This is a genomic window from Chryseobacterium capnotolerans (assembly GCF_021278965.1).
Classification (GTDB): Bacteria; Bacteroidota; Bacteroidia; order Flavobacteriales; family Weeksellaceae; genus Chryseobacterium; species Chryseobacterium capnotolerans.
Genome location: NZ_CP065589.1, coordinates 2,708,650 through 2,727,769, shown reverse-complemented (window position 1 = coordinate 2,727,769; position 19,120 = coordinate 2,708,650). Strand labels below are relative to the sequence as shown.

The following is a 19,120-nucleotide window of genomic DNA, read 5'->3' as shown; positions in this document are numbered from 1 at the left end:
AAAGAGTTGAAATTCAAATAAAGGACCGGTTTTATCAATAAATGATCAAAAAGCCTTACTGCTTTTCCTAAGATCCGAAGGCCTGGATTGTGTAAACTCATGAAAGGTATCGCTGAAAGCACTGATCGAACTATAGCCCACATCATCGGCAATTTCGTTAATGGGTTTATCCGTATTGAGGAGCAGCTCAATAGCTTTGATGATCCTTAATGTTTTCAGATACTGGAGAAAGGATATATCCATATCGGCTTTAAACAATCGGGACATAGAACGTTCACTCAATCCGAATCTTGTGCTTACATTGGAAAGAGTGAGCTTTTCACCCATATTCCATTCCAGATAAGAGACTATTTTCATCATTTGTTTATTGTGGGTAGCAGGAAGGATAATAGGTAAGGGCTGCTTATGGGTTTTAGGCAGAATCTTTTTTAAAGCAACCAGGAACTCAAAATTTTCATCTTTTTCGGTAACATGTTTTTCGTCCCACATCTCCGTGTATTTTATCATCTGGATCAGAAGTTCTGATGCCGGATAAATGCCCAATCGACTGTAAAATGGATCTGAAATATCATCATGAGCATAAAAATAAAGCGAACGCAAGACAGTTGCATTGTGGCCAATTTCCAGGATATGCTCCATTCCTTGTGGGATCCAGAAGAAATGTCTGGCAGGTACTACATAGGTTCGGTTATCGATGGTAATATAAGCAATACCGCCTTCTACATAGCTTAATTGACCTTTGGTATGTTTATGAAACGGAATTAGTTTTTCTGATTTTTCGTGCATGACGAAGACACTTTTATCATGTTTGTCAATGTCCGGAAGTGCTGCAATTAATCCCATATCAAAACGAAAATATTGTTGAAAATACAAATATAATCATTTGGCCGGAATCATGTAAAACTTGACTATTTTAGGTAAATAAAATTTCCAGATTGCCAATAAATTTGCAGTGCAATAATTCGAAAAATTCAAATGAAAATCTATGTCACCGGACTGCTGATGTTGGGAGCTTTCTACACTTTATCAGCTCAGACAGGCAGTCCACGAAATGATACCATCCGGATCTCCCTAAAAGACGCATGGCAAAGAGCTGAAGAAAACAGCCGTCATATTAAAATCAAAACCATCAATGTAGACATTGCCGAAGCCGAAGTAAAAGATGCCAAAAGAGAAAGACTTCCGGAAATAGAAGTTAAAGGAACGGCAGAAAAAGCGTCCAATATTCCTATCTATGAAAACGGAATTTTTTCCAAACCTACCCAACACGAGGTGATCCACACCCTTTACAGAGCCGGAGCCGATTTTTATCTGAACATTTATAACGGAAATAAACTCAATCTTAAAATCAAGGAGAATCAGACCCTTCAAAAGATCAAGAATATTCAAAAAGATCAATCCATTTCCGACATTCATTACAAGACAGCTGCCCTTTATCTTGAATTACAGAAAACATTAATCTTCAGAGATCTGATTAAACAGGATATTGAAGACCAAAAGACACAGCTTAAAGAAATACAATCTTTATATAAGAATGGAGTGGTTTTGAAAAGTGATGTTTTAAGAATAGAATTAGAGCTTTCCAAACGTAAAATGACTTTGGTTACCATTGAAAATGATATTCTTATTGCAACTCAGAAGCTGAATATCATCCTTGGAATTCCGGACGAACAAGTAGTTATTCCCGAAGTCCCACTTAATCAATGGAATGAAAGTGCAACCTATGCTGATTATTTGAAACTGGCGCTGGATCACTCGTTCGATTACCATGTTTCTGAACAGCAAACAGAATTGAGTATCCTTAAACTAAAACAGATAAAGGCGAATGTAAGACCTAAAATCGGAATGTATGGTGAATTCTACTATGCGAATCCGCAGATTTTCCTTTATCCTTACAATCCGTATTGGTACTCGCTGGGAATTGTAGGTATTAAGGCTTCATTTTCAATATCCTCACTCTATCATAATACTCAAAAGGTAAAAGCGGCCGAATTGGAATTTGAAAAAGAGGAAGTAGCACACAAAGACACGGAGGATAAAGTAAGACAGCAGGTGAAAGAAGCATATTTACGTTACCAGGAAGCATTGGAGCAGATCAAAGTTGCTGAAATCAATGTTGTTCAGGCCAAAGAAAATGCACGTATCATCAAAAATACCTATTTCAACCAAACTTCTCTTATCACAGAGCTTTTAGATGCAGACATACAGCTTCTTCAGACAAAATTTGAGCTGGAAGCTGCGAAAATCATGGCACAAAACAATTATTATTTACTACAAAATATCACAGGCGTTTTATAATACAATGAAAAAAAAATATACCCCAACCGACAGGCTGATCACAAAGATCACAGGATGGATTTCCGTTTTAATCGTTGCCGCACTTGCTGTCTGGGGCGGTTTTACCTTAAAAAATTACTACAGATATGAACAAACTAATGATGCCCAGGTTCAGGAATATGTAAACCCTGTGATCTCAAGAGCAGGCGGATTCATTGTAGCGGTGAAATTTGAAGAAAATCAGGAAGTTAAAAAAGGAGATACTCTTTTATTGATCGATAATCGTGAATATGTGCTTCAACAAAAACAAACACAGGCAGCTCTTCAGAAGGCCCGTGCAGAATTAAAAGTTTTACAGAGTACTACCGGAACTACAGAAAAAGAAGCCGCCGCTGCACAGGCACAAGTAGATGCAAATAAAGCAAAAGTCTGGAAACAACAGCTTGATTACAATCGCTATAAAAAACTTTATGATGAAGAATCTGCTACGAAACAGAGGCTTGAAGATGTAAAAGCCACCTTGGATGTGAATGAAAGTGATTATAAATCTTCCCAGGATAATTACGCTGCTTCTGTATCTAAAATTAATGATATTCAGACTGAAAAGGCTGTAGTGCAGGCAGAAATTGTAAGATTGGAAGCCTTATTAGACCGTCATAAATTAGACGTAAGCTATACGGCAGTAGTGGCTTCGTATGATGGAAGAATGGGACGAAGAACCGTTGAAGTCGGGCAAATGATTGATGCCGGAGAAACGCTTGCCTTTATCGTGAATAACGAAACGGATAAATGGGTGGTGGCCAATTATAAAGAAACCCAGATTAAGGATATGAAAATCGGAGATCATGTGAAAATCATTGCAGATTCCTATCCTGACAAAGAATTTCAGGGTACCATCATTTCATTATCACCGGCAACGGGTTCAAGTTTTTCATTACTGCCTCCTGATAACTCTACAGGAAACTATGTGAAAATTGTACAGCGTATTCCTGTAAGAATCAGAGTAGATGGAAAAAGAAAAGATATTGATATTCTCAAAATGGGAATGAACGTCAACGTATATGCCCATAAAAAGCATTCCTAATGGCTAAAAGACAAATGCCCTTTTTTAAAAGATGGGCACCGGAATGGCTGGTGAAAATTATCCTTTTTTCCATGACCTTACCAGGAATTATCATATTTTTTCCTGCCGTTGACCAACATCAATGCGGCAGCAGGATATTATGGAAGTGAACCTGCTGATATTCAGTTTTCAGTAGCATTATTTTACGCCGGATATGTGGGATTTTACAGCCTGGAAAGAAGATTTTTCAGCTTTCTGGCCGCAAAAGAATATTTTCTGTTATTTACTACTTTGCAGATTGCCGCCTGTTTGATCTGTTATTTTACCCGGGAGGTTTATGTCCTGTTTCCCGTTCGTTTCATTCAGGGAATGTTATTTGCTGGAAATGTCAACCTTTCACTCACTCTGATCTTTACACGGCTGAGTAGTGAAAGAGGAAGGGAAATAAGTTTTTCCGTATTCTTTGGAATTCTGATCTGTGCATTGCCTTTTAATAATCTGATTACAGCAGATCTTATAGATTCCTATAATTTTAATATTGTTTATAAAACTGCTATTTTTTCGTATCTGCCGGGTCTTATTTTCCTTACGCTGGCCATGACGAATTACAGGCCTAATGTGAGATTTCATTTGTATAAACTGGATTGGCAGAGCTTTGCTGTTTTCAGTACAATTTTGGTACTGATAGGATATATAGCCATTTTCGGACAGGAATATTATTGGCAGGAAGATACCAGAATTCTAGGAAGTGTTATTGCTATTTTGGCGTTGGTTGGGATATCAGTCTTTCGTCAGAATTCGATTAAAAGACCTTATATAGACCTTAGGGTTTTCAGATATAGAAATTTTAAAGTAGGGTTATTAATTCTTTTTGTGATGTATATCTGCCGTTTTGCTTCAGGAATTACCAATAGTTATTTTGCGACAGAACTGCATCTTGACCCATTTTATATTTCCTATATCAATATTTTCAATCTTTCCGGGTTAGTGATAGGGGTTATCATTGCCTGTTGTATGGTTTTGCAGAAGAGAAAGATTCAGTATATCTGGGTTCCCGGATTTTTAATGTTGCTTCTGTTTCATGCATTGATGTATTATTCTTTTGATGTACAGGCTGATGAATTCAATTATTATATTCCTTTATTTCTTCAGGGATTAGGAGTTGGATTGATCATGGTTCCAACGATTATTTTCATTATATCTTCAGTCCCAGCTTCGATCGGACCTTCTGCTGCAGCAACGGCCCTGGCTATACGTTATTTAGGTTTCTGTGCCAGTATTGCTTTGATTAATTTTTTTGAACTCTTTGAAAAAAGCCGCCATTATAATGCATTTCAGGACCATATAACAAAGATTGACCCTTTTGTAAAAGATTTTCTTCATAAGCAGACTGCCAAACTTACTGCTAAAGGAATGCTGGAAGATCATGCTGTAAAAGCATCTAATAAATTATTGATGGGAAGGCTGAATGTTCAGGATCATGTACGTTTTGCGATGGATTATTATGAAATGATGGTATGGCTTCTTGCTGGAGCTCTGCTATTAATTCTTCTTTTTCCATATCTGAACCGTACGGCTCTTTATTTGAAATCCCGCAGGTTATCGCCTGCCTAATTATTTAGTTTAAAAGTATAGCTTATTAGCTAATTTTATAGTGAGAGTGCTGAGGCTGCCTTTTAAGGCAGTCTCTTTTTGTTTCAGGGATAAAAATAAGAGATGGCCGAAATTGTCTGTTTTTTGTCATTGCAGCCACATTACATTCTCAGTACATTTGCATCATACAGAATGGAGACATGGAAAATGCATTACAGCACACTGGAATAAAAAATATAGCACTCTTGATCTTGCCACAGGTTCAGTTATTGGATGTTGCCGGTCCGTGTGATGTATTCACCGCAGCTAATCTCTTTTTACCAGATGATAATACAGGGTTAAAATATAAGGTTCATCTTATATCCGGAACCTCAGACAAAATAATATATTCCGGATCTGGAATCCCTTTGACATGCAGCCATACGATTTATGATATAGATTTTCCGATAGATACTTTGTTGGTTGCCGGTACGGACCTTAGAACATTAGATGAAATCAATCCTGATCTTTATGACTATCTGCAAAATACTACAGGAAATGTAAGACGTTTAGGTTCAGTCTGTGTAGGTGCTTTTGTTTTAGCAGCAGCAGGTCTCTTGACTGGAAAGCAGGTAACTACGCATTGGAAATATGCTGATATTCTGCAACGAACTTATCCTGATCTGGATGTGAACATCAATCCGTTTTTTATTTGCGATCAGGGAACATACACTTCAGGAGGTGTTTCCTCCGGAATAGACCTGGCATTGGCACTTTTGGAAGAAGATTTGGGAAAACCATTAGCATCGGAAGTAGCCAAGCATATTGTCCTGCATTTAAAAAGATCCGGAGTACAATCTCAATTTGGAAATGCGATTTCTGATTATGAAATGTTATCACCCTTCACAAAGGGAATCAGAGATTTACTGAAAGATAAGCTGGGGCAAGCCATCAGTGTAGAATTTATGGCTGAATCTGTGCATATGAGTGTCCGTAATTTCTCAAGGGTATTTCTGAGGGAATCGGGAATGACACCTGGCCGGTTTCTTGAAAAAATGAGGCTGGATCAGGCCAAAAATATGCTGGAATATACAGATATGAGTATCGAAGTGATTGCTGAAAAGTCAGGTTTCAATAATGTTATCTCTCTTCGCCGTTTATTTTTGAAATACCTCTCCATTTCTCCGTCACAATACCGGAAAAGCTATAAAGGAACAGAATAATTTTTTTTACTTTTTTAATGATTAAAGCTGATAGTCAACCGTCAGAGGGAGAACTGTGTTTTAATATAAACTATTAATTTTTTAGAATATCATGATGAAGCAAGAGCAAAATGAAAAAACAATGAATGTGGCATTTTTAATTTACGATCAGGTAGAAGCACTTGATTTAAATGGCCCATTAGACGTCTTTATTAAGGCCAATGTTATAGCTGAAGGAAGCTATAATTGTTATACGGTAGGAAAAACCAAAGATGCTGTATTTATGGAAGCTAATACAATGGCCGTCATTCCGACGTATGATGTACAAACGGTTCCTCAGCCGGATATGATTGTAATTCCGGGAGCAAATCCGGATTATGTGATGGCATATCTGCAGGATGATGATTTTCAGAATACTGTAATGAGTTGGGTAAAAGAACAATATGATAAAGGAACTACTGTTTTTACAGTGTGCACAGGAAGTATGCATTTATCTAAAACAGGAATATTGAATCATTATGAAATTACAACCCATTCTATGCTGCTGGATGCTCTGGAAGAGTATAATCCTCAGAGTATTGTGAAAAGAGATGCTCGGTTTGTAGATCAGGGACAGCTGATTACTACAGCAGGAATAACAGCAGGAATAGATGCTGCATTATATCTGGTTGAAAAGCATCATGGAAAAAAATTATCAGATACTATTGTAACTCTTTTTGAATACCAGCAAAAGGAATTTAAACACTAATCACCAGACTATATTCACAAATATCACAAATTATATTTAATTATAAAGATTACAGATTGGCGTAATCGCAAAATCTGCGAGAGAATATGGGATGGAGTAGTTGTAGTGACTCGGCGGGCCTTTGGCCCGCCGAGTCTCTTTTTATACAATTACAAAACTCCGCTTTCCAGAATAGAAAACGTTTTGTCTATACAGTTAATCTCTGCTAATCTTCCATAAGGAATGGTGAAAGTAGGGCAGGTATGTCCAAAATCCATCTGTGTAATCACCGGAAGATCATCTAAGCCCTCTTCGTCCAGAACTTTCAACAGCTCAGTTTCATATTCCTGAGCATAAAGATTGTCGTAAGGACGTCCGAAAATAATTCCTCTGGCATTTTTTCAGAATTCCCATTGCTGCGTAATTCCGAAGCCAATATCTTACATAACCAGGGACTTTATCACCATCGGATAATCTTTTGGGTTATTAACTTCATAAATATCGAATGATAAACAGAAAACTGAGATGATGTTGATGAATCCATTGAAAGATAAATCATGTAAAGATTTGTTATCTCATTTCCTTCAAAAATAAAACATCTCGATAAGAAATACAAGCTAAGTTGTTAAAATATTGATAGATAGATGTTTTCATTTATTCCGTTTAGAACTTACTTATTTTATGACTTTAAATTCAATACTTTGATACACAGTGGGATTAAACCTATGGAAACGGCAATGAAAATAGCAACACGTACATAATTAAGTGTTTGCCAGGCTGAAGTCCTGGAACTTAGATCTTCTGGAATAATAGAAGTCTCTGCCATTCTTTGAAAATCGATGATATGGGGAGCGAAAAAGATGAGTGTCCAGGATCTTACTGCAATATGTATAATAAATAAGATTAAAAGCCAGTTTCTTACAGGATCTATTTTCCAGCAAAAAAGAGGGCAAGAATGAAGGCAATTTCGTGTATTGAATGAAATAGAATCCAAAATAGCTTTAGACTTATTCCATTCCCATTCAGAAGCAATTTGAAATTTTCCGGTGGTGAGGAAACCCACTTGGGAACAAATAAGAATGTTTCAAAGAGCTGGGCTCCATTCATCATGAAATAGAGCAGGGTAGTAATGCAGAGCCATATTTCTGCACGTATTACTTCGGGTGTCGTTAAGCTTTCCATGGGATGTATTATTTGTTGTCTAAGTCAGTTGTAGTTTCTTGCATGATTGCTGTAGCTCCTTTAAAATAGCGCTCTATGGTTTTAATTTCTGCTTCCGAAAAAGTCGAAATCAGTTGAGTTGTCTTTTGTTGTAATTCTTCAAAAACAGATCCTAGCAATTTCATGCTGTTTTTAAGATTGGGGATGATCAGAACTTTTCTTCGATCCTCTTTAGTGAATTGCCTTTCAAGAAGTTCTTTTTTTTCAAACGGTCTATTAATCCTGTTACTGCACCGGTTGTAAGTCCAGTGAGTTTTGAAATATCTCCCGCTGTAATAGAATCATATTGTAAAATAAGTCCCAGATACTTATGATCGGCACTGGACAGTCCTGCTTTTCTTGCAATTGCTTCATGCATAAAAAGGGAAGCGTCTGAATATTGCCGGCTTGCTACCCGAAATTGGTGGAGAATATCTTTGATCATATTTATTTTATTTACTAATTATCTTAGTAACTAAGATATGTTTTATTTTTAAGATGAGCAAATAATTTTCATGCAAAGAATTTAGATTGGTAAGACGGTAATTGTGTTTTGATAAAATTTTATTAAAAAAATCATTTGCATAATTAATTTATAAACAGATATTTGCTGATTTGGGGTGAAATTTCATGATAAAAAAGCCTAAAAAAACTTGGGTCTAAAGGATATTTTACTATCTTTGCAGTCCCTTAAACAAAGGGATTTACTTAAAAAAGTAAGTGGCCGACTCGGTAGCTCAGCTGGTAGAGCAATACACTTTTAATGTATGGGTCCTGGGTTCGAATCCCAGCCGGGTCACAAACAAAAAAAACTGCTGTTTAGGTAGTTTTCCTCTAAAAAATATTTACTTGAAAGAGTAAGTGGCCGACTCGGTAGCTCAGCTGGTAGAGCAATACACTTTTAATGTATGGGTCCTGGGTTCGAATCCCAGCCGGGTCACAATCAAAAAACTGCTGTTTAGGTAGTTTTTCTCTAAAAAAATTACTTGAAAGAGTAAATGGCCGACTCGGTAGCTCAGCTGGTAGAGCAATACACTTTTAATGTATGGGTCCTGGGTTCGAATCCCAGCCGGGTCACTTAAAAAGACAACTTTTAATAGGTTGTCTTTTTTTATGTTGATAATGTATGTGCTTAGTATCCTCAAGATATAAAAATAAAAAAGGGATCAGGTACAAAAGTTGGGGGCTAAGCAAAAAGTTTGGTTAATCTGAAAAGAAAGAAAGTTTTGTCTTTTACACCCCTAAGCTGTAATCTAAAGTTTTTGATCTTCGCATTAAAAGATTCAGCAGAAGCATTAGTGCTTCTTTTATCAAAGAAGTTTAAAATATCTCTGTAATGATTCATTACTGTTTTTCTTAAGATAGAAAACGATTTAAATCCGGCTTCTTCAACGTTTTTGAACCAATGCGCCAGCTTAGTCATCGCAATAGATTTTGAAATATTCTGATTATAAATTTTTCTAAGTTTATCCGTTAACTGATAAGCTTGTTCCAGATCAGGATATTCAGCAAAAAGGATACAGGCTCTCTGCCTTTGGGATAAAGTCCATTTTTCCCGGCTTTTATAAAGCAGGTATCTGCTTCTTGCCAGAAGTTGTTTCCGGGTATCTCCGTTTTCAAAGACTTGCCTTTCAGGATATTGCTCTTCAAAAGAATTTTCCATTTCAATAGCTTCCCAACGATATTTGATCCTGATTTCCTGCAGAGCTTCTATCGCTAGCTTTTGAACATGAAAACGGTCTACCACCAGGCAGGCATTGGGAAAGCATCTTTTCGCAATACGCTTCATTGAACCGGCCATATCCAAAGTAATCTCTTTTACCATCATCCGAAGCCTTCTGTTGATTTTCAAAAGATGCTCTATGATAAAATCACTCTGAGTACCTTTTATAATAGCCACAATACTACCTTTTTGTCCTTTTGCTTTCTTAGAGGTAAGGACTGTATAAAGTTCTCCATCAGATAAAGCCACTTCATCTAAAGATAAAGAATCTGAAAGATTGTCAGGATAAACAACCCACTGATCTGCATGATCTCTGTATTTCCAGTCTTTGTATTGGCTGAGTGTATTTTTATATTGTCTTTGAAAAGTCTTTGCCTTAACTCCAAAGAACTCTGCGATGACCTTCAGGGGAAGAGCTTTAGTATCTGCTAATTTTTTTTAAGAAACCCGCAAAGTCTTTAGTCATGCGGGTGCCTTTCGATACAAGCTGCCAATCTCTTTGAAGGATTTCTCCTGATGACTTATCGGTCCATCTTCTTCTTTTCACATGGAGTTTTACGATTTTACCCCGTAATGGATAATCATCAACAATAATCTCAGCGAGAAAACCCTTTGATTCCAACTGCCGTTCTTTAAATTCTTGTGGAATACTGTTTTTTTCTTCAAAATAGATATGAAGTTCACCATTATGTTCTTCTGCTTTGAGGATATCAAAGTTTTCAACTAAAAATTCTGGAAGTAGTAATTTAAGAAGTTCGTGATCGCTTAACATAATTCAAAGATACACCAACTTAACATTCCCCCCAACTTTTGAGACTGATCCTAAAAAAGCCTGTAAAAGAAATGATTTACAGGCTTTTTTATAGGCTTAGCTATAACTTTCAAAAAAACTATAAAAGATTGTGATAGAGTAATTGTTAATTCTGATTAAACTGACCAATTTTAATAGATGATTATGATCAGATTGTCGAGTTTCTACACTTGATCTCAAATTCCTTTTCTTTTTATAAATAGTTTTTTGGGATTTTACTCGTTCAATTGCGATTAAAGGTCAGGAATATTCTTTATTCTTCATTTTTTGGTTTGAAGTTTCTCCCAGCTCCCTGACGGAGAAATTTTATTTTTCCTTGTACTTTCTTTGCTTGTTCTAGAACCTCTAATGCTTTTGTTCTTTCGTTAATTTTGCCAGCATGTGTTATATTGTCCTGACGTTCATTTTTTTCATCCATCAATATAATGAATTTATTTGAAAAAAACAAATATTGATTTTAAGGCTAATAAGAAGTCTGGAGAAGAAGTATTTGAAAAAATAAAAGGTAAGTTTCTTCACCTGTTAAATGATAACTTGAACCAGTTGTTGATGGACTTTAATCGCTTTCTCAACTTTCTTCTGATATTTATGAACATCTTCAGAAGGAATTTTTATACAAGTTTACACTTGTTTTATTCATGAAAAATAAACGTTATGAATATTAGAAGTATTTCCGGAATGCAGAGTCTAAGGAATGCCTATTCATATTTACATTAATACGAGTATATTTATATCCATAAAATTACTGGAAGTCCATGAGAATAAGTTTGTGCTTAATTGTTAAAAATGAGGGAAAATTTTTAAGCAGATGTCTGGAAAGTGCGGCAAAATTTGCTGATGAAATCATTATAGTAGATACAGGATCTACTGATAAAACTAAACAGATTGCTGGAGAATTTACAGATAAAGTTTTTGATTTTGAATGGATTAATGATTTTTCTGCTGCGCGTAATTTTGCATTTTCTAAAGCTACTATGGACTATCAGATGTGGTTGGATGCTGATGATGTTGTACCAGAAAAATCAGTCAAAGATATTAATGAACTAAAAAATAAATTGAATGATGATGTTGAGATTGTCACGATGAAATACGTTTTGTCATTTGATCAAAATAATAATCCGGCTTTTTATTCAACTCGTGAAAGATTATTCAAAAAGAGCAAAAATTATCAATGGATTGAGCCTGTTCATGAATGTATTCCTTTGGTAGGCAATATACATTATACTGATATTGAAATCTGGCATAAAAAAGAAGGATCTGAAGTGATTTCGACAAGAAATATTGATATATATAGAGCCTTAGAAGAGAGTGGAAAAGAATTTTCTGCAAGACAGCTGTATTATTATGCAAGAGAATTGAAAGATCACAATGAAACAGATAAAGCAATAACTTTTTTTTGAAAAATTTTTAGCATCAGGATCAGGCTGGATAGAGGATATAATTACCTGCTGCCAACAATTGGCTGTAGAATATAAAAGAAATGGTGCTAAAGAAAAAATCTTACCTACTTTACTGAAAAGTTTCGAATATGATATTCCCAGACCGGAAATCTGTTGTGAATTAGGATATTATTATAAAGATAAGCAAGACTATAATCAGGCTTTTAAATGGTTTGATCTGGCAACAAGACTGCCAAAATCTCATTCAGTAGGCTTTGTATTTTTGGATTACTTTGAATATATCCCTAATATTGAAGCTTGTGTCTGCCTGTCTTTCTTAGGCGATTATAAAAAAGCTAATGAGTATAATGAAAAAGCAGCTCTTTCAAGACCGGGCTGCTCTTCTGTAAAACAAAATAGAAAGTTTTTAAGAGAACTTATTTAGTTTTCAGGAACTAAAATAAAGAGGTGGAAGCTATATCAATAACAGGATATTTATATTTTAACGATGTGTTAATCTATTTATCATAATATAATTATATATTTGATGAATAATTGAAAAACTAATAAATATATACATCAATATGATATGAAAACTACATTTTTACACTTTCCTTATTTCTTGTTAGTTTCTCTATCCAGATTTCTGCACAGGAGACTTTAAATACCAGTGGCGATAATATGTCAGGTGTTACAGGCAGTGTGGCTGCTTCTGTTGGCCAAAGTTTTTATGAAAATATAACTTCTTCAGTAGGAAGTGTTACAGCTGGTGTCCAGCAGTCTTATGAAATCATACCAACATTAGGAGTTGATATTACTGAAATCAATCTTAGTCTTGCTGTTTTCCCCAATCCCACAACAGATATTCTTAATCTGAAAGTCGGATTTAAAGACTACAATAAATATCGCTATGATCTTTTTGACAGCAGTGGCAAGTTACTGACAAGTCAACCGATAACTCAGGCACAAACTCAAATTACAATGACCTCTTATCCTGCTTCAATCTATCTATTAAAAATATCAAAAGAGGGGGCAACGATCAAAATTTTTAAGGTTCTTAAAAACAAATAAAATATAAAAACTAATTACCTATGAAAAAACTTTCCATTCTAGCAGCCTCTTTTGCTTCTGCTCTCATGTTTTCACAAGTACAGGATGCAATGAGCTATCAGGCTATTATTAGAAATTCAAGTAATCAATTGGTAAGTAACCAGAATGTGGGGATGAGATTTTCTATATTGAAAGGCTCAACAACAGGAACTGTAGTATACTCGGAAACTCAAACTCAAACTACTAATATTAATGGTTTAGTAACAGTAAAAATTGGTGCCGGTACCTTAGTGAGTGGTTCTTATTCTACCATCAACTGGGGATCAGATATTTACTTTATAAAAATAGAAACAGATCCTAATGGAGGTAATAATTATACGATAACAGGAATATCACAGTTACTAAGTGTTCCTTATGCTTTATATGCGAAAACTTCAGGAAGTTCTATTCCGGGTCCTCAAGGAGCTACTGGCCCCCAAGGTCTTCCGGGAGTTACTGGTCCAACAGGCCCGGTAGGCGCTCAGGGATTAACTGGAGCTACTGGTATGACCGGTGCTCAAGGTCTTCCGGGAGTTACTGGTCCAACAGGCCCGGTAGGCGCTCAGGGATTAACTGGAGCCACTGGTGTGACTGGTGCTCAAGGTATCCAGGGTCTTCCGGGAGTTACTGGTCCAACAGGCCCGGTAGGCGCTCAGGGATTAACTGGAGCTACTGGTATGACTGGTCCTCAAGGTCTTCCGGGAATTACCGGTCCAACCGGTCCAGCGGGAGCTCAAGGTCCTCAGGGTAATGGTTTTTCTAACGGAACAGCTGGAGGACAAATTATTTTAACTAATTCAACATCACCTTTTACACCTGGAACTCCTGTAAATATGAGTGGAGATGCTACCATAAATGCTTCCGGGGTAGTAACCATTGGAGCTAATAAAATAACTACAACTAAGATTGCAGATGCTTCTGTTACAGTAGCAAAAATATCTACATCTTCAGGTACTGCAAGTTCATCTACTTATCTTAGAGGTGATGGAACCTGGTCTGCACCAAGCAGTAGTGGCGCACAACTGTTAACAGGAACTGCTAGTGCAACTATGCCGGCAGTGGGTATATCTGGTTCATTTACAATTACAGTGAATGGAGCTGCGGTAGGGGATGCGGTTATTGTAAATCCCGCTGGTAACGTTCCAACAGGAGATTACCCGCCCATCTATACCTCTAAAGTAACATCTGCAAATACGGTAACGGTTTACATCTATGATGCCGGTTCTGTTTCCGGTTCATCCTTTTCTTTTAAAGCCACAGTAATCAAATGATATTAAATTCTATATAAAATTGTACCTCTGTGCAATCATCAATCAAAAGAACTACTGTCTCAGTGGTTCTTTTTTTGTTTTATTTCCATTCTGTAGTCTCGTATATTTGTATAACATTACAAATTGAGCACGGAATATGAAATTTATTCATCAGATTGATTCTACGAAATTTACCTTTTTTGACTTTCGAAATTATCCGGCTAGATATATGGAAAATACCCAACGGGTCCACCTTTTTGAAATGATATGGTTCAACGAAATGAATGGCATAGATGAAGATCATTGCGTTTATTTGATTCCCTTATATCGTTCTGAAAAAATAAATTTTGAAGAAAGGGAAGGATGTGTAATTGCTTTTAAGAGAGAGTATCTTGAAGAAGATGATAAGGAATTTGCGCTGGATGTTTTCAATCTCTTCAATATGCAAGGGCAGTACACCTGTCTCCATCTGAATGATGATGTGGTGGAAACACTTCAATACCTCAGGATATTGATTGAGAAAGAATATCAGAACTCAATGGGGAGCTATTTGGTTCTAAAGTCATTACTGAAAGTCTTTCTTCTCAACTTAATCCGTGCTTCCCAACATTATTTTTTAAATCAGGATATTGATCAGAAAAGAGTCTATCAGTTCATTATGCTGATGGACGACCATTACAAAACTGAGCGCAAGGCCGATTTTTATGCTTCAAAAATGGGGCTTAGTGAAAAACGGATCAATCAGATTTTAAAGGAAAAAATGCATAAAACCCTTACCCAGCTGCTGCATGAAAGACTTATTGTAGAGGCAGAAAGGATGTTGCTTTCAGGTGAACTCACAATAAAAGAAATTGCATTTGATCTTAATTTTGACGATCCCGCTTATTTTTCCCGGTTTTATAAAAAACAAGCCGGGCATACCCCTGAAGAGTTTAGGAAATTGAATGACTGTTTGTAATGGGTGAGAGTTTCATTTTTTACTTTTAATTCCGATCTGATTTCACGACAATAAATTTCCAAATTGTACAGGTCGATTAGAAAATTGTGCAGTATCCTGAGAATCCGGATGATTTACATTTGTATAACAATTGATACTTCAAGAAGTAAGTAGGGATAAGCCAGTCTAAGTCTTACCCTGCTTCATAGTTCATCAATTGCAAGTTCAAATAATGTAATTAAAATATCAAGTATGAAACCTACAAAGGAAATCGAAGAAGTAATGTTCAGGGATATCAATGCACTTTTATCTCCTAAACCCATAGCCCTTGAAGCAGGAATAAGGAGATTGGAAAACGGAATGCTGCATATTGCCATGAGGAATGTTCTGCATCATTGTAAAGGGAAAATGCTGGATTGGTGGTTCAAATATTTTGAAACCACAGAAGATCTTAAGCTCTGGCATCCTCATGATCATGTAAAACACGGCGGCTGGGACAGCCAATGGATTAAAAATGAGAACTATATAGGAGCTACTATACATGCTACAGAATCTCTCGGCGATATTCCGCCTGTATCTGCTACGATAAAGTTCCATGATCCTGCAGAAATTTTTGATGCCGATATCCTAAAGAAAGCCTATGCCGAAGGATCTGTGAGTGCCGTTATTTATGCCAGAATAGGTTTTGGTGAAAATACCCCTGTAGATAGTAATGGAGATCCTATTGATGGTTATATGTTCCACGTAGTCAGAGATACATTGCAAGGAAGTACATTGAGAAGTCATTTTTATCTTGGAGCATTAATGGCAGATACTGAAAATCATTTGCCAGATGAAGTCGGGTTTGGATTGATGGAGCATTGTTACAGTGAATTTACCTATTTAGCCCACGTACTTCCTTCACTTTATTATGCTAAAAATAAAGAGGGAGACAAAGCTCCACTTCCTTGGTAGCCTTAATTACATACAATATACATCTGATGCTAAATAATAATTTTTTCAAAAAATAATTTAAGCGACATAGGAGCTGCTCATGTCGCATTTCTTATGATAAATATTTATTGATCAGTATTTTGTATGGTAGCTTTTTTAATCAGAAAATACTATCACAGATCCGAGCTGAATTTTTTAAATGAAAAAAGCTCTGGAAAGCTTGGATTTAAAGGATATTTTACTATCTTTGCAGTCCCTTAAACAAAGGGGTTTACTTAAAAAAGTAAGTGGCCGACTCGGTAGCTCAGCTGGTAGAGCAATACACTTTTAATGTATGGGTCCTGGGTTCGAATCCCAGCCGGGTCACTGATAAAAAAGAACTACAATTTTGTGGTTCTTTTTTGTTTTATAGATGTCTAGTCCTGAAATAGCGATACACAAAAACAAATCGTTATGGAAGAACAATTAAAATCAGAGTACATCAAACGTACACAGAAAGATTACAGTTTATGTTTAAAACTTCAAATAGTAAAAGAAGTTGAATCCGGTGAATCCACCATTAGTACTTGTCGCAAGAAATATGGTATACAATCCCACGGGACTATTTTAAATTGGCTCAGAAAATATGGTAACTTTGATTGGGAAAACCAAAGACCTTATACCATGGAAAAGACACCTGAACAACGTATTATGGAATTAGAGCTAAGTTAAGCTTCTTGAAAAGCAGAAAGCCTTCTTGGAAAAACCGGCTTATACTATCTGCATAGGGATCATTTGGGAACAGCTAATTTTTGTTACCAATTCTCACGGAGATGCAACACAATTTTTGTTAAATTTACCATTCGGAGAAACCATGCTGGAGCAGATGGATGGATCATATAATAATCCATACAAGTTTAACGGAAAAGAATTAGATGAGGATACAGGTTTGTATTATTATAGTGCAAGGTATTATAATCCGAGATTGAGTGTTTGGTATGGTGTGGATCCGTTGGCAATTTATAACCCTGTAACAGAAACTCAGTTCTATGGTGATGGGCAGCATAATGGAGGGGTTTATTTTTGGGGAACCTGAATCCTTATATTTACACTTATCAAAATCCTATCAATTTGATTGATCCGAATGGTAAGCAAGCTGCTTCTAAAGCTCATCGAGGAGGAGGTTATAGAGGTATTGGAATACCTATTCCAATGTTTGAGAGAGGGAACATCAGAACACCTTTTCCTGTTCATACCCAGGAAGAAAATAGGGAAGGTTTTAATAAGTTAGGAGATGATCTTAAAGCTGCTACGGTAATGGGGCTTACTGCGATTGCTGTATCCACATCTGATGTATGGGTACCTTTAGTTGATAAGTATAAGCAGGTGGCTGATTGGCCCAATAGAGTTTTAAATGCTGATAATTCCTCAGGAAGAGAAAGGAAAGTTCCTATTCCTGGTATTTCTGGAAAGGACGGATCTAAAGATGCTCCTGGATGGGCAAAGGCATCAGGAGAGAGACCTTATGTTGATGAAAATGGTAAAGAATTTGCTACACGATTAATGGATGAACAATATGGAAAAGGAGAGTGGAATAAATCAAAAGCAGATACGGGCCCAAGATCAGAGTATCAAGGTATAAAGAAGTGGGGAGATAGATCATTTCAAAATCCACCAAAAAAAAATAAATAATATGAATTATTTTGTATATGCACTTGAGCATATTTATACAGATGAAGCTCACTCAGCTTGTAAATTTCTAGGATATTTTGATGATACAGAACTGCTCGAAAAAGCAAAAGAAAAAGCGTTAACTTTACCTGGATTTAGAACTTATCCTGATGGACTTACTATTAGAAAATATGAATTAAATAAAATTCATTGGCAAAATGGCTTTAATAGCGTTGTCGGAGAAATTGGACGGGATTATTTAAATGAAGAAGATATGATTAATGAAGAGAGTAAATCAATAAAAGAATTAAATTTACAATATATTTTTCAAGTTAGCCATACTTATACTATCAATACTTTTTTAGATGATGAGAGGATTATTGGTGTTTTTTTAGATGAAAACCACGCAAATGATGCTGTTAATAATTGTAAAAAGAAAGATGGATTTAAAAATTATCCGAATGATTTTATAGTGGGACGGTTTACTTTAAACAATTTGTTATGGACTTCTGGATTTTAAATTTATAAAATATTAAGAGGAGTCTAATTAGTTTTAGTTTTTCCCCTCGCTGGCGCGAGCTTCTAGCTCGTGCGTTACAAATAATATAAAGATCATTGTAATTACAATGATCTTTATTATTAATATATGAAAGCTGTTACATTTACCAATACAAGAATTATTTAGGAAATAGCAAAGTAAGTTTTGCAAAAAAACAACGTAGATGTTCTTGAAATTACTACAATTTTATAGTTCTTTTTATACAGTATATTTCATCACAATAACCTTCGATATTTCCTCTTTGTCATTTTGATGCTCTACTTCATGAAACCCATTCTTTTTATAGAGATGATAAGCAGTTTCATTTTGATGAGCAACCTCTAAATAAACTTCAACTACATTCAATTTTTCCCTGGCTTCACGAATGACTGCCTGCAACAATCCAGAACCTATATTTTTCCCTTGGAAGTTTTTATTGACATACATCTGATAAATAGTACCGGAATGATCTTCATTTTTAACAAAAACACAAAGTCCAATCAATTTCTGATCTGCAAAAGCACCTAAGACCCATTTTTCAGGAGTTTGTTTTTCAATATCAGTTTCCATTCTGAGTTTCTCAATATTCAATGCTTCCTGATAATTGACCTCAAAAGCATCGGGGAATTGTTCAAGGCTTTCCAGGCGAAGAGTCCGATAGATTTTGCTTTCATGAGGCAAAAGTTTCCTGTATTCAATATTCATGATTATTTTTATGATGATAAAATTAGAGTAATTTTCTTTAAACAGAAGAATTTAGAGAAATTGA

At 35.8% G+C, this 19,120-nt stretch carries 22 protein-coding genes, 4 tRNA genes and 1 pseudogene; 19 read left to right on the top strand and 8 right to left on the bottom strand.

Translation table 11 applies throughout. The annotated features are described in order from the left end of the window. Nucleotides 1-45: 45 nt before the first annotated feature. A complete protein-coding gene (locus H5J24_RS13055) occupies nucleotides 46-843 on the bottom strand; it encodes an AraC family transcriptional regulator (RefSeq protein ID WP_068942825.1) in 798 nt (265 codons plus the stop codon). A 132-nt stretch (nucleotides 844-975) separates the two neighbouring features. Here H5J24_RS13055 and H5J24_RS13050 point away from each other — a divergent pair, with 132 nt between their 5' ends. The 5 genes from H5J24_RS13050 (at nucleotide 976) to H5J24_RS13030 (ending at nucleotide 6,862) form a co-directional block, all read left to right on the top strand. Continuing rightward, entirely contained in the window at nucleotides 976-2,298 is a 1,323-nt protein-coding gene (locus H5J24_RS13050; RefSeq protein ID WP_068942826.1) for a TolC family protein, read from the top strand. A 4-nt stretch (nucleotides 2,299-2,302) separates the two neighbouring features. After that, nucleotides 2,303-3,361, top strand: a complete 1,059-nt coding sequence (locus tag H5J24_RS13045; RefSeq protein ID WP_068942827.1) for an HlyD family secretion protein — start codon at nucleotides 2,303-2,305, stop codon at nucleotides 3,359-3,361. Between the two features lie 108 nt (nucleotides 3,362-3,469). Next, nucleotides 3,470-4,954 carry an efflux MFS transporter permease gene (locus tag H5J24_RS13040; RefSeq protein WP_232815573.1) on the top strand — a complete coding sequence of 495 codons (1,485 nt, stop codon included), beginning with the start codon at nucleotides 3,470-3,472 and terminating at the stop codon, nucleotides 4,952-4,954. Between the two features lie 179 nt (nucleotides 4,955-5,133). Further along, entirely contained in the window at nucleotides 5,134-6,135 is a 1,002-nt protein-coding gene (locus tag H5J24_RS13035) for a GlxA family transcriptional regulator (RefSeq protein ID WP_068942829.1), read from the top strand. A 121-nt stretch (nucleotides 6,136-6,256) separates the two neighbouring features. Then, nucleotides 6,257-6,862, top strand: a complete 606-nt coding sequence (locus H5J24_RS13030) for a DJ-1/PfpI family protein (RefSeq protein WP_232816378.1) — start codon at nucleotides 6,257-6,259, stop codon at nucleotides 6,860-6,862. Nucleotides 6,863-7,011: 149 nt separating this feature from the next. Here the strand turns inward: H5J24_RS13030 and H5J24_RS13025 are convergent. From H5J24_RS13025 to H5J24_RS13015, 3 genes and pseudogenes are all read right to left on the bottom strand, one after another. Further along, nucleotides 7,012-7,288: pseudogene (locus H5J24_RS13025) on the bottom strand (S66 family peptidase); the annotation flags it as partial. A gap of 743 nt (nucleotides 7,289-8,031) precedes the next feature. Then, nucleotides 8,032-8,187 carry a hypothetical protein gene (locus tag H5J24_RS13020; RefSeq protein ID WP_232815572.1) on the bottom strand — a complete coding sequence of 52 codons (156 nt, stop codon included), beginning with the start codon at nucleotides 8,185-8,187 and terminating at the stop codon, nucleotides 8,032-8,034. 23 nt (nucleotides 8,188-8,210) lie between these two features. Continuing rightward, the gene (locus H5J24_RS13015) at nucleotides 8,211-8,486 is read right to left on the bottom strand and encodes a MarR family winged helix-turn-helix transcriptional regulator (protein WP_232815571.1); all 276 of its coding nucleotides are present in this window, start codon (nucleotides 8,484-8,486) and stop codon (nucleotides 8,211-8,213) included. 281 nt (nucleotides 8,487-8,767) lie between these two features. Here H5J24_RS13015 and H5J24_RS13010 point away from each other — a divergent pair. From H5J24_RS13010 to H5J24_RS13000, 3 genes are all read left to right on the top strand, one after another. Further along, a tRNA-Lys gene (locus H5J24_RS13010) sits at nucleotides 8,768-8,840 on the top strand. A gap of 68 nt (nucleotides 8,841-8,908) precedes the next feature. Beyond that, nucleotides 8,909-8,981, top strand: a tRNA-Lys gene (locus H5J24_RS13005). Between the two features lie 64 nt (nucleotides 8,982-9,045). Continuing rightward, nucleotides 9,046-9,118: transfer RNA gene (locus H5J24_RS13000), tRNA-Lys, on the top strand. A 109-nt stretch (nucleotides 9,119-9,227) separates the two neighbouring features. On the opposite strand, the gene H5J24_RS12995 is transcribed toward H5J24_RS13000, so the two are convergent. The 3 genes from H5J24_RS12995 to H5J24_RS12985 all read right to left on the bottom strand — a co-directional run bounded on the left by H5J24_RS12995 (nucleotide 9,228) and on the right by H5J24_RS12985 (nucleotide 10,993). Beyond that, nucleotides 9,228-10,163, bottom strand: a complete 936-nt coding sequence (locus tag H5J24_RS12995; RefSeq protein ID WP_185124649.1) for an ISAon1 family transposase — start codon at nucleotides 10,161-10,163, stop codon at nucleotides 9,228-9,230. A 19-nt stretch (nucleotides 10,164-10,182) separates the two neighbouring features. Continuing rightward, the gene (locus H5J24_RS12990; protein ID WP_068939747.1) at nucleotides 10,183-10,536 is read right to left on the bottom strand and encodes an ISAon1 family transposase N-terminal region protein; all 354 of its coding nucleotides are present in this window, start codon (nucleotides 10,534-10,536) and stop codon (nucleotides 10,183-10,185) included. 292 nt (nucleotides 10,537-10,828) lie between these two features. Further along, nucleotides 10,829-10,993 (bottom strand): hypothetical protein, encoded by a 165-nt coding sequence (locus H5J24_RS12985; protein WP_232815570.1) that lies wholly within the window; start codon nucleotides 10,991-10,993, stop codon nucleotides 10,829-10,831. Between the two features lie 337 nt (nucleotides 10,994-11,330). On the opposite strand from H5J24_RS12985, the gene H5J24_RS12980 reads away from it, so the two are divergent. The 11 genes from H5J24_RS12980 to H5J24_RS12930 all read left to right on the top strand — a co-directional run bounded on the left by H5J24_RS12980 (nucleotide 11,331) and on the right by H5J24_RS12930 (nucleotide 18,333). Then, nucleotides 11,331-11,975: a glycosyltransferase family 2 protein gene (locus H5J24_RS12980; RefSeq protein WP_232815569.1), complete on the top strand. Its 645-nt coding sequence runs from the start codon at nucleotides 11,331-11,333 to the stop codon at nucleotides 11,973-11,975. Nucleotides 11,976-12,033: 58 nt separating this feature from the next. After that, entirely contained in the window at nucleotides 12,034-12,399 is a 366-nt protein-coding gene (locus tag H5J24_RS12975) for a hypothetical protein (RefSeq protein WP_232815568.1), read from the top strand. Between the two features lie 236 nt (nucleotides 12,400-12,635). Then, nucleotides 12,636-13,025: a T9SS type A sorting domain-containing protein gene (locus H5J24_RS12970; protein WP_232815567.1), complete on the top strand. Its 390-nt coding sequence runs from the start codon at nucleotides 12,636-12,638 to the stop codon at nucleotides 13,023-13,025. Nucleotides 13,026-13,045: 20 nt separating this feature from the next. Beyond that, nucleotides 13,046-14,314, top strand: coding sequence for a collagen-like domain-containing protein (locus tag H5J24_RS25630; protein ID WP_068942836.1), 1,269 nt, complete (start codon nucleotides 13,046-13,048; stop codon nucleotides 14,312-14,314). Nucleotides 14,315-14,450: 136 nt separating this feature from the next. After that, nucleotides 14,451-15,251, top strand: a complete 801-nt coding sequence (locus H5J24_RS12960; RefSeq protein ID WP_068942837.1) for a helix-turn-helix domain-containing protein — start codon at nucleotides 14,451-14,453, stop codon at nucleotides 15,249-15,251. 231 nt (nucleotides 15,252-15,482) lie between these two features. Further along, entirely contained in the window at nucleotides 15,483-16,184 is a 702-nt protein-coding gene (locus H5J24_RS12955) for a DAPG hydrolase family protein (RefSeq protein WP_228407608.1), read from the top strand. Nucleotides 16,185-16,456: 272 nt separating this feature from the next. Next, nucleotides 16,457-16,529 (top strand) — tRNA-Lys (locus H5J24_RS12950). 87 nt (nucleotides 16,530-16,616) lie between these two features. Beyond that, nucleotides 16,617-16,874: a hypothetical protein gene (locus H5J24_RS12945; protein WP_068942838.1), complete on the top strand. Its 258-nt coding sequence runs from the start codon at nucleotides 16,617-16,619 to the stop codon at nucleotides 16,872-16,874. A 25-nt stretch (nucleotides 16,875-16,899) separates the two neighbouring features. Then, nucleotides 16,900-17,238, top strand: coding sequence for an RHS repeat-associated core domain-containing protein (locus H5J24_RS12940; RefSeq protein ID WP_232815566.1), 339 nt, complete (start codon nucleotides 16,900-16,902; stop codon nucleotides 17,236-17,238). A 35-nt stretch (nucleotides 17,239-17,273) separates the two neighbouring features. Further along, nucleotides 17,274-17,834 carry a hypothetical protein gene (locus H5J24_RS12935; RefSeq protein WP_232815565.1) on the top strand — a complete coding sequence of 187 codons (561 nt, stop codon included), beginning with the start codon at nucleotides 17,274-17,276 and terminating at the stop codon, nucleotides 17,832-17,834. 1 nt (nucleotide 17,835) lies between these two features. Next, a complete protein-coding gene (locus tag H5J24_RS12930; RefSeq protein ID WP_068942840.1) occupies nucleotides 17,836-18,333 on the top strand; it encodes a hypothetical protein in 498 nt (165 codons plus the stop codon). Nucleotides 18,334-18,570: 237 nt separating this feature from the next. On the opposite strand, the gene H5J24_RS12925 is transcribed toward H5J24_RS12930, so the two are convergent. Next, on the bottom strand, nucleotides 18,571-19,056 hold the full coding sequence (locus H5J24_RS12925) for a GNAT family N-acetyltransferase (RefSeq protein ID WP_068942841.1): 486 nt from the start codon (nucleotides 19,054-19,056) through the stop codon (nucleotides 18,571-18,573). Nucleotides 19,057-19,120 lie beyond the last annotated feature (64 nt).

Bases quoted from the DNA above. Each gene is read 5' to 3' on its own strand.
- H5J24_RS13055 (WP_068942825.1), bottom strand. From the start codon at position 843: ATGGGATTAATTGCAGCACTTCCGGACATTGACAAACATGATAAAAGT.
- H5J24_RS13050 (WP_068942826.1), top strand. From the start codon at position 976: ATGAAAATCTATGTCACCGGACTGCTGATGTTGGGAGCTTTCTACACT.
- H5J24_RS13045 (WP_068942827.1), top strand. From the start codon at position 2,303: ATGAAAAAAAAATATACCCCAACCGACAGGCTGATCACAAAGATCACA.
- H5J24_RS13035 (WP_068942829.1), top strand. From the start codon at position 5,134: ATGGAAAATGCATTACAGCACACTGGAATAAAAAATATAGCACTCTTG.
- H5J24_RS13030 (WP_232816378.1), top strand. From the start codon at position 6,257: ATGAATGTGGCATTTTTAATTTACGATCAGGTAGAAGCACTTGATTTA.
- H5J24_RS13020 (WP_232815572.1), bottom strand. From the start codon at position 8,187: ATGAAATTGCTAGGATCTGTTTTTGAAGAATTACAACAAAAGACAACT.
- H5J24_RS13015 (WP_232815571.1), bottom strand. From the start codon at position 8,486: ATGATCAAAGATATTCTCCACCAATTTCGGGTAGCAAGCCGGCAATAT.
- H5J24_RS12990 (WP_068939747.1), bottom strand. From the start codon at position 10,536: ATGTTAAGCGATCACGAACTTCTTAAATTACTACTTCCAGAATTTTTA.
- H5J24_RS12985 (WP_232815570.1), bottom strand. From the start codon at position 10,993: ATGGATGAAAAAAATGAACGTCAGGACAATATAACACATGCTGGCAAA.
- H5J24_RS12980 (WP_232815569.1), top strand. From the start codon at position 11,331: ATGAGAATAAGTTTGTGCTTAATTGTTAAAAATGAGGGAAAATTTTTA.
- H5J24_RS12970 (WP_232815567.1), top strand. From the start codon at position 12,636: ATGTCAGGTGTTACAGGCAGTGTGGCTGCTTCTGTTGGCCAAAGTTTT.
- H5J24_RS25630 (WP_068942836.1), top strand. From the start codon at position 13,046: ATGAAAAAACTTTCCATTCTAGCAGCCTCTTTTGCTTCTGCTCTCATG.
- H5J24_RS12960 (WP_068942837.1), top strand. From the start codon at position 14,451: ATGAAATTTATTCATCAGATTGATTCTACGAAATTTACCTTTTTTGAC.
- H5J24_RS12955 (WP_228407608.1), top strand. From the start codon at position 15,483: ATGAAACCTACAAAGGAAATCGAAGAAGTAATGTTCAGGGATATCAAT.
- H5J24_RS12945 (WP_068942838.1), top strand. From the start codon at position 16,617: ATGGAAGAACAATTAAAATCAGAGTACATCAAACGTACACAGAAAGAT.
- H5J24_RS12930 (WP_068942840.1), top strand. From the start codon at position 17,836: ATGAATTATTTTGTATATGCACTTGAGCATATTTATACAGATGAAGCT.
- H5J24_RS12925 (WP_068942841.1), bottom strand. From the start codon at position 19,056: ATGAATATTGAATACAGGAAACTTTTGCCTCATGAAAGCAAAATCTAT.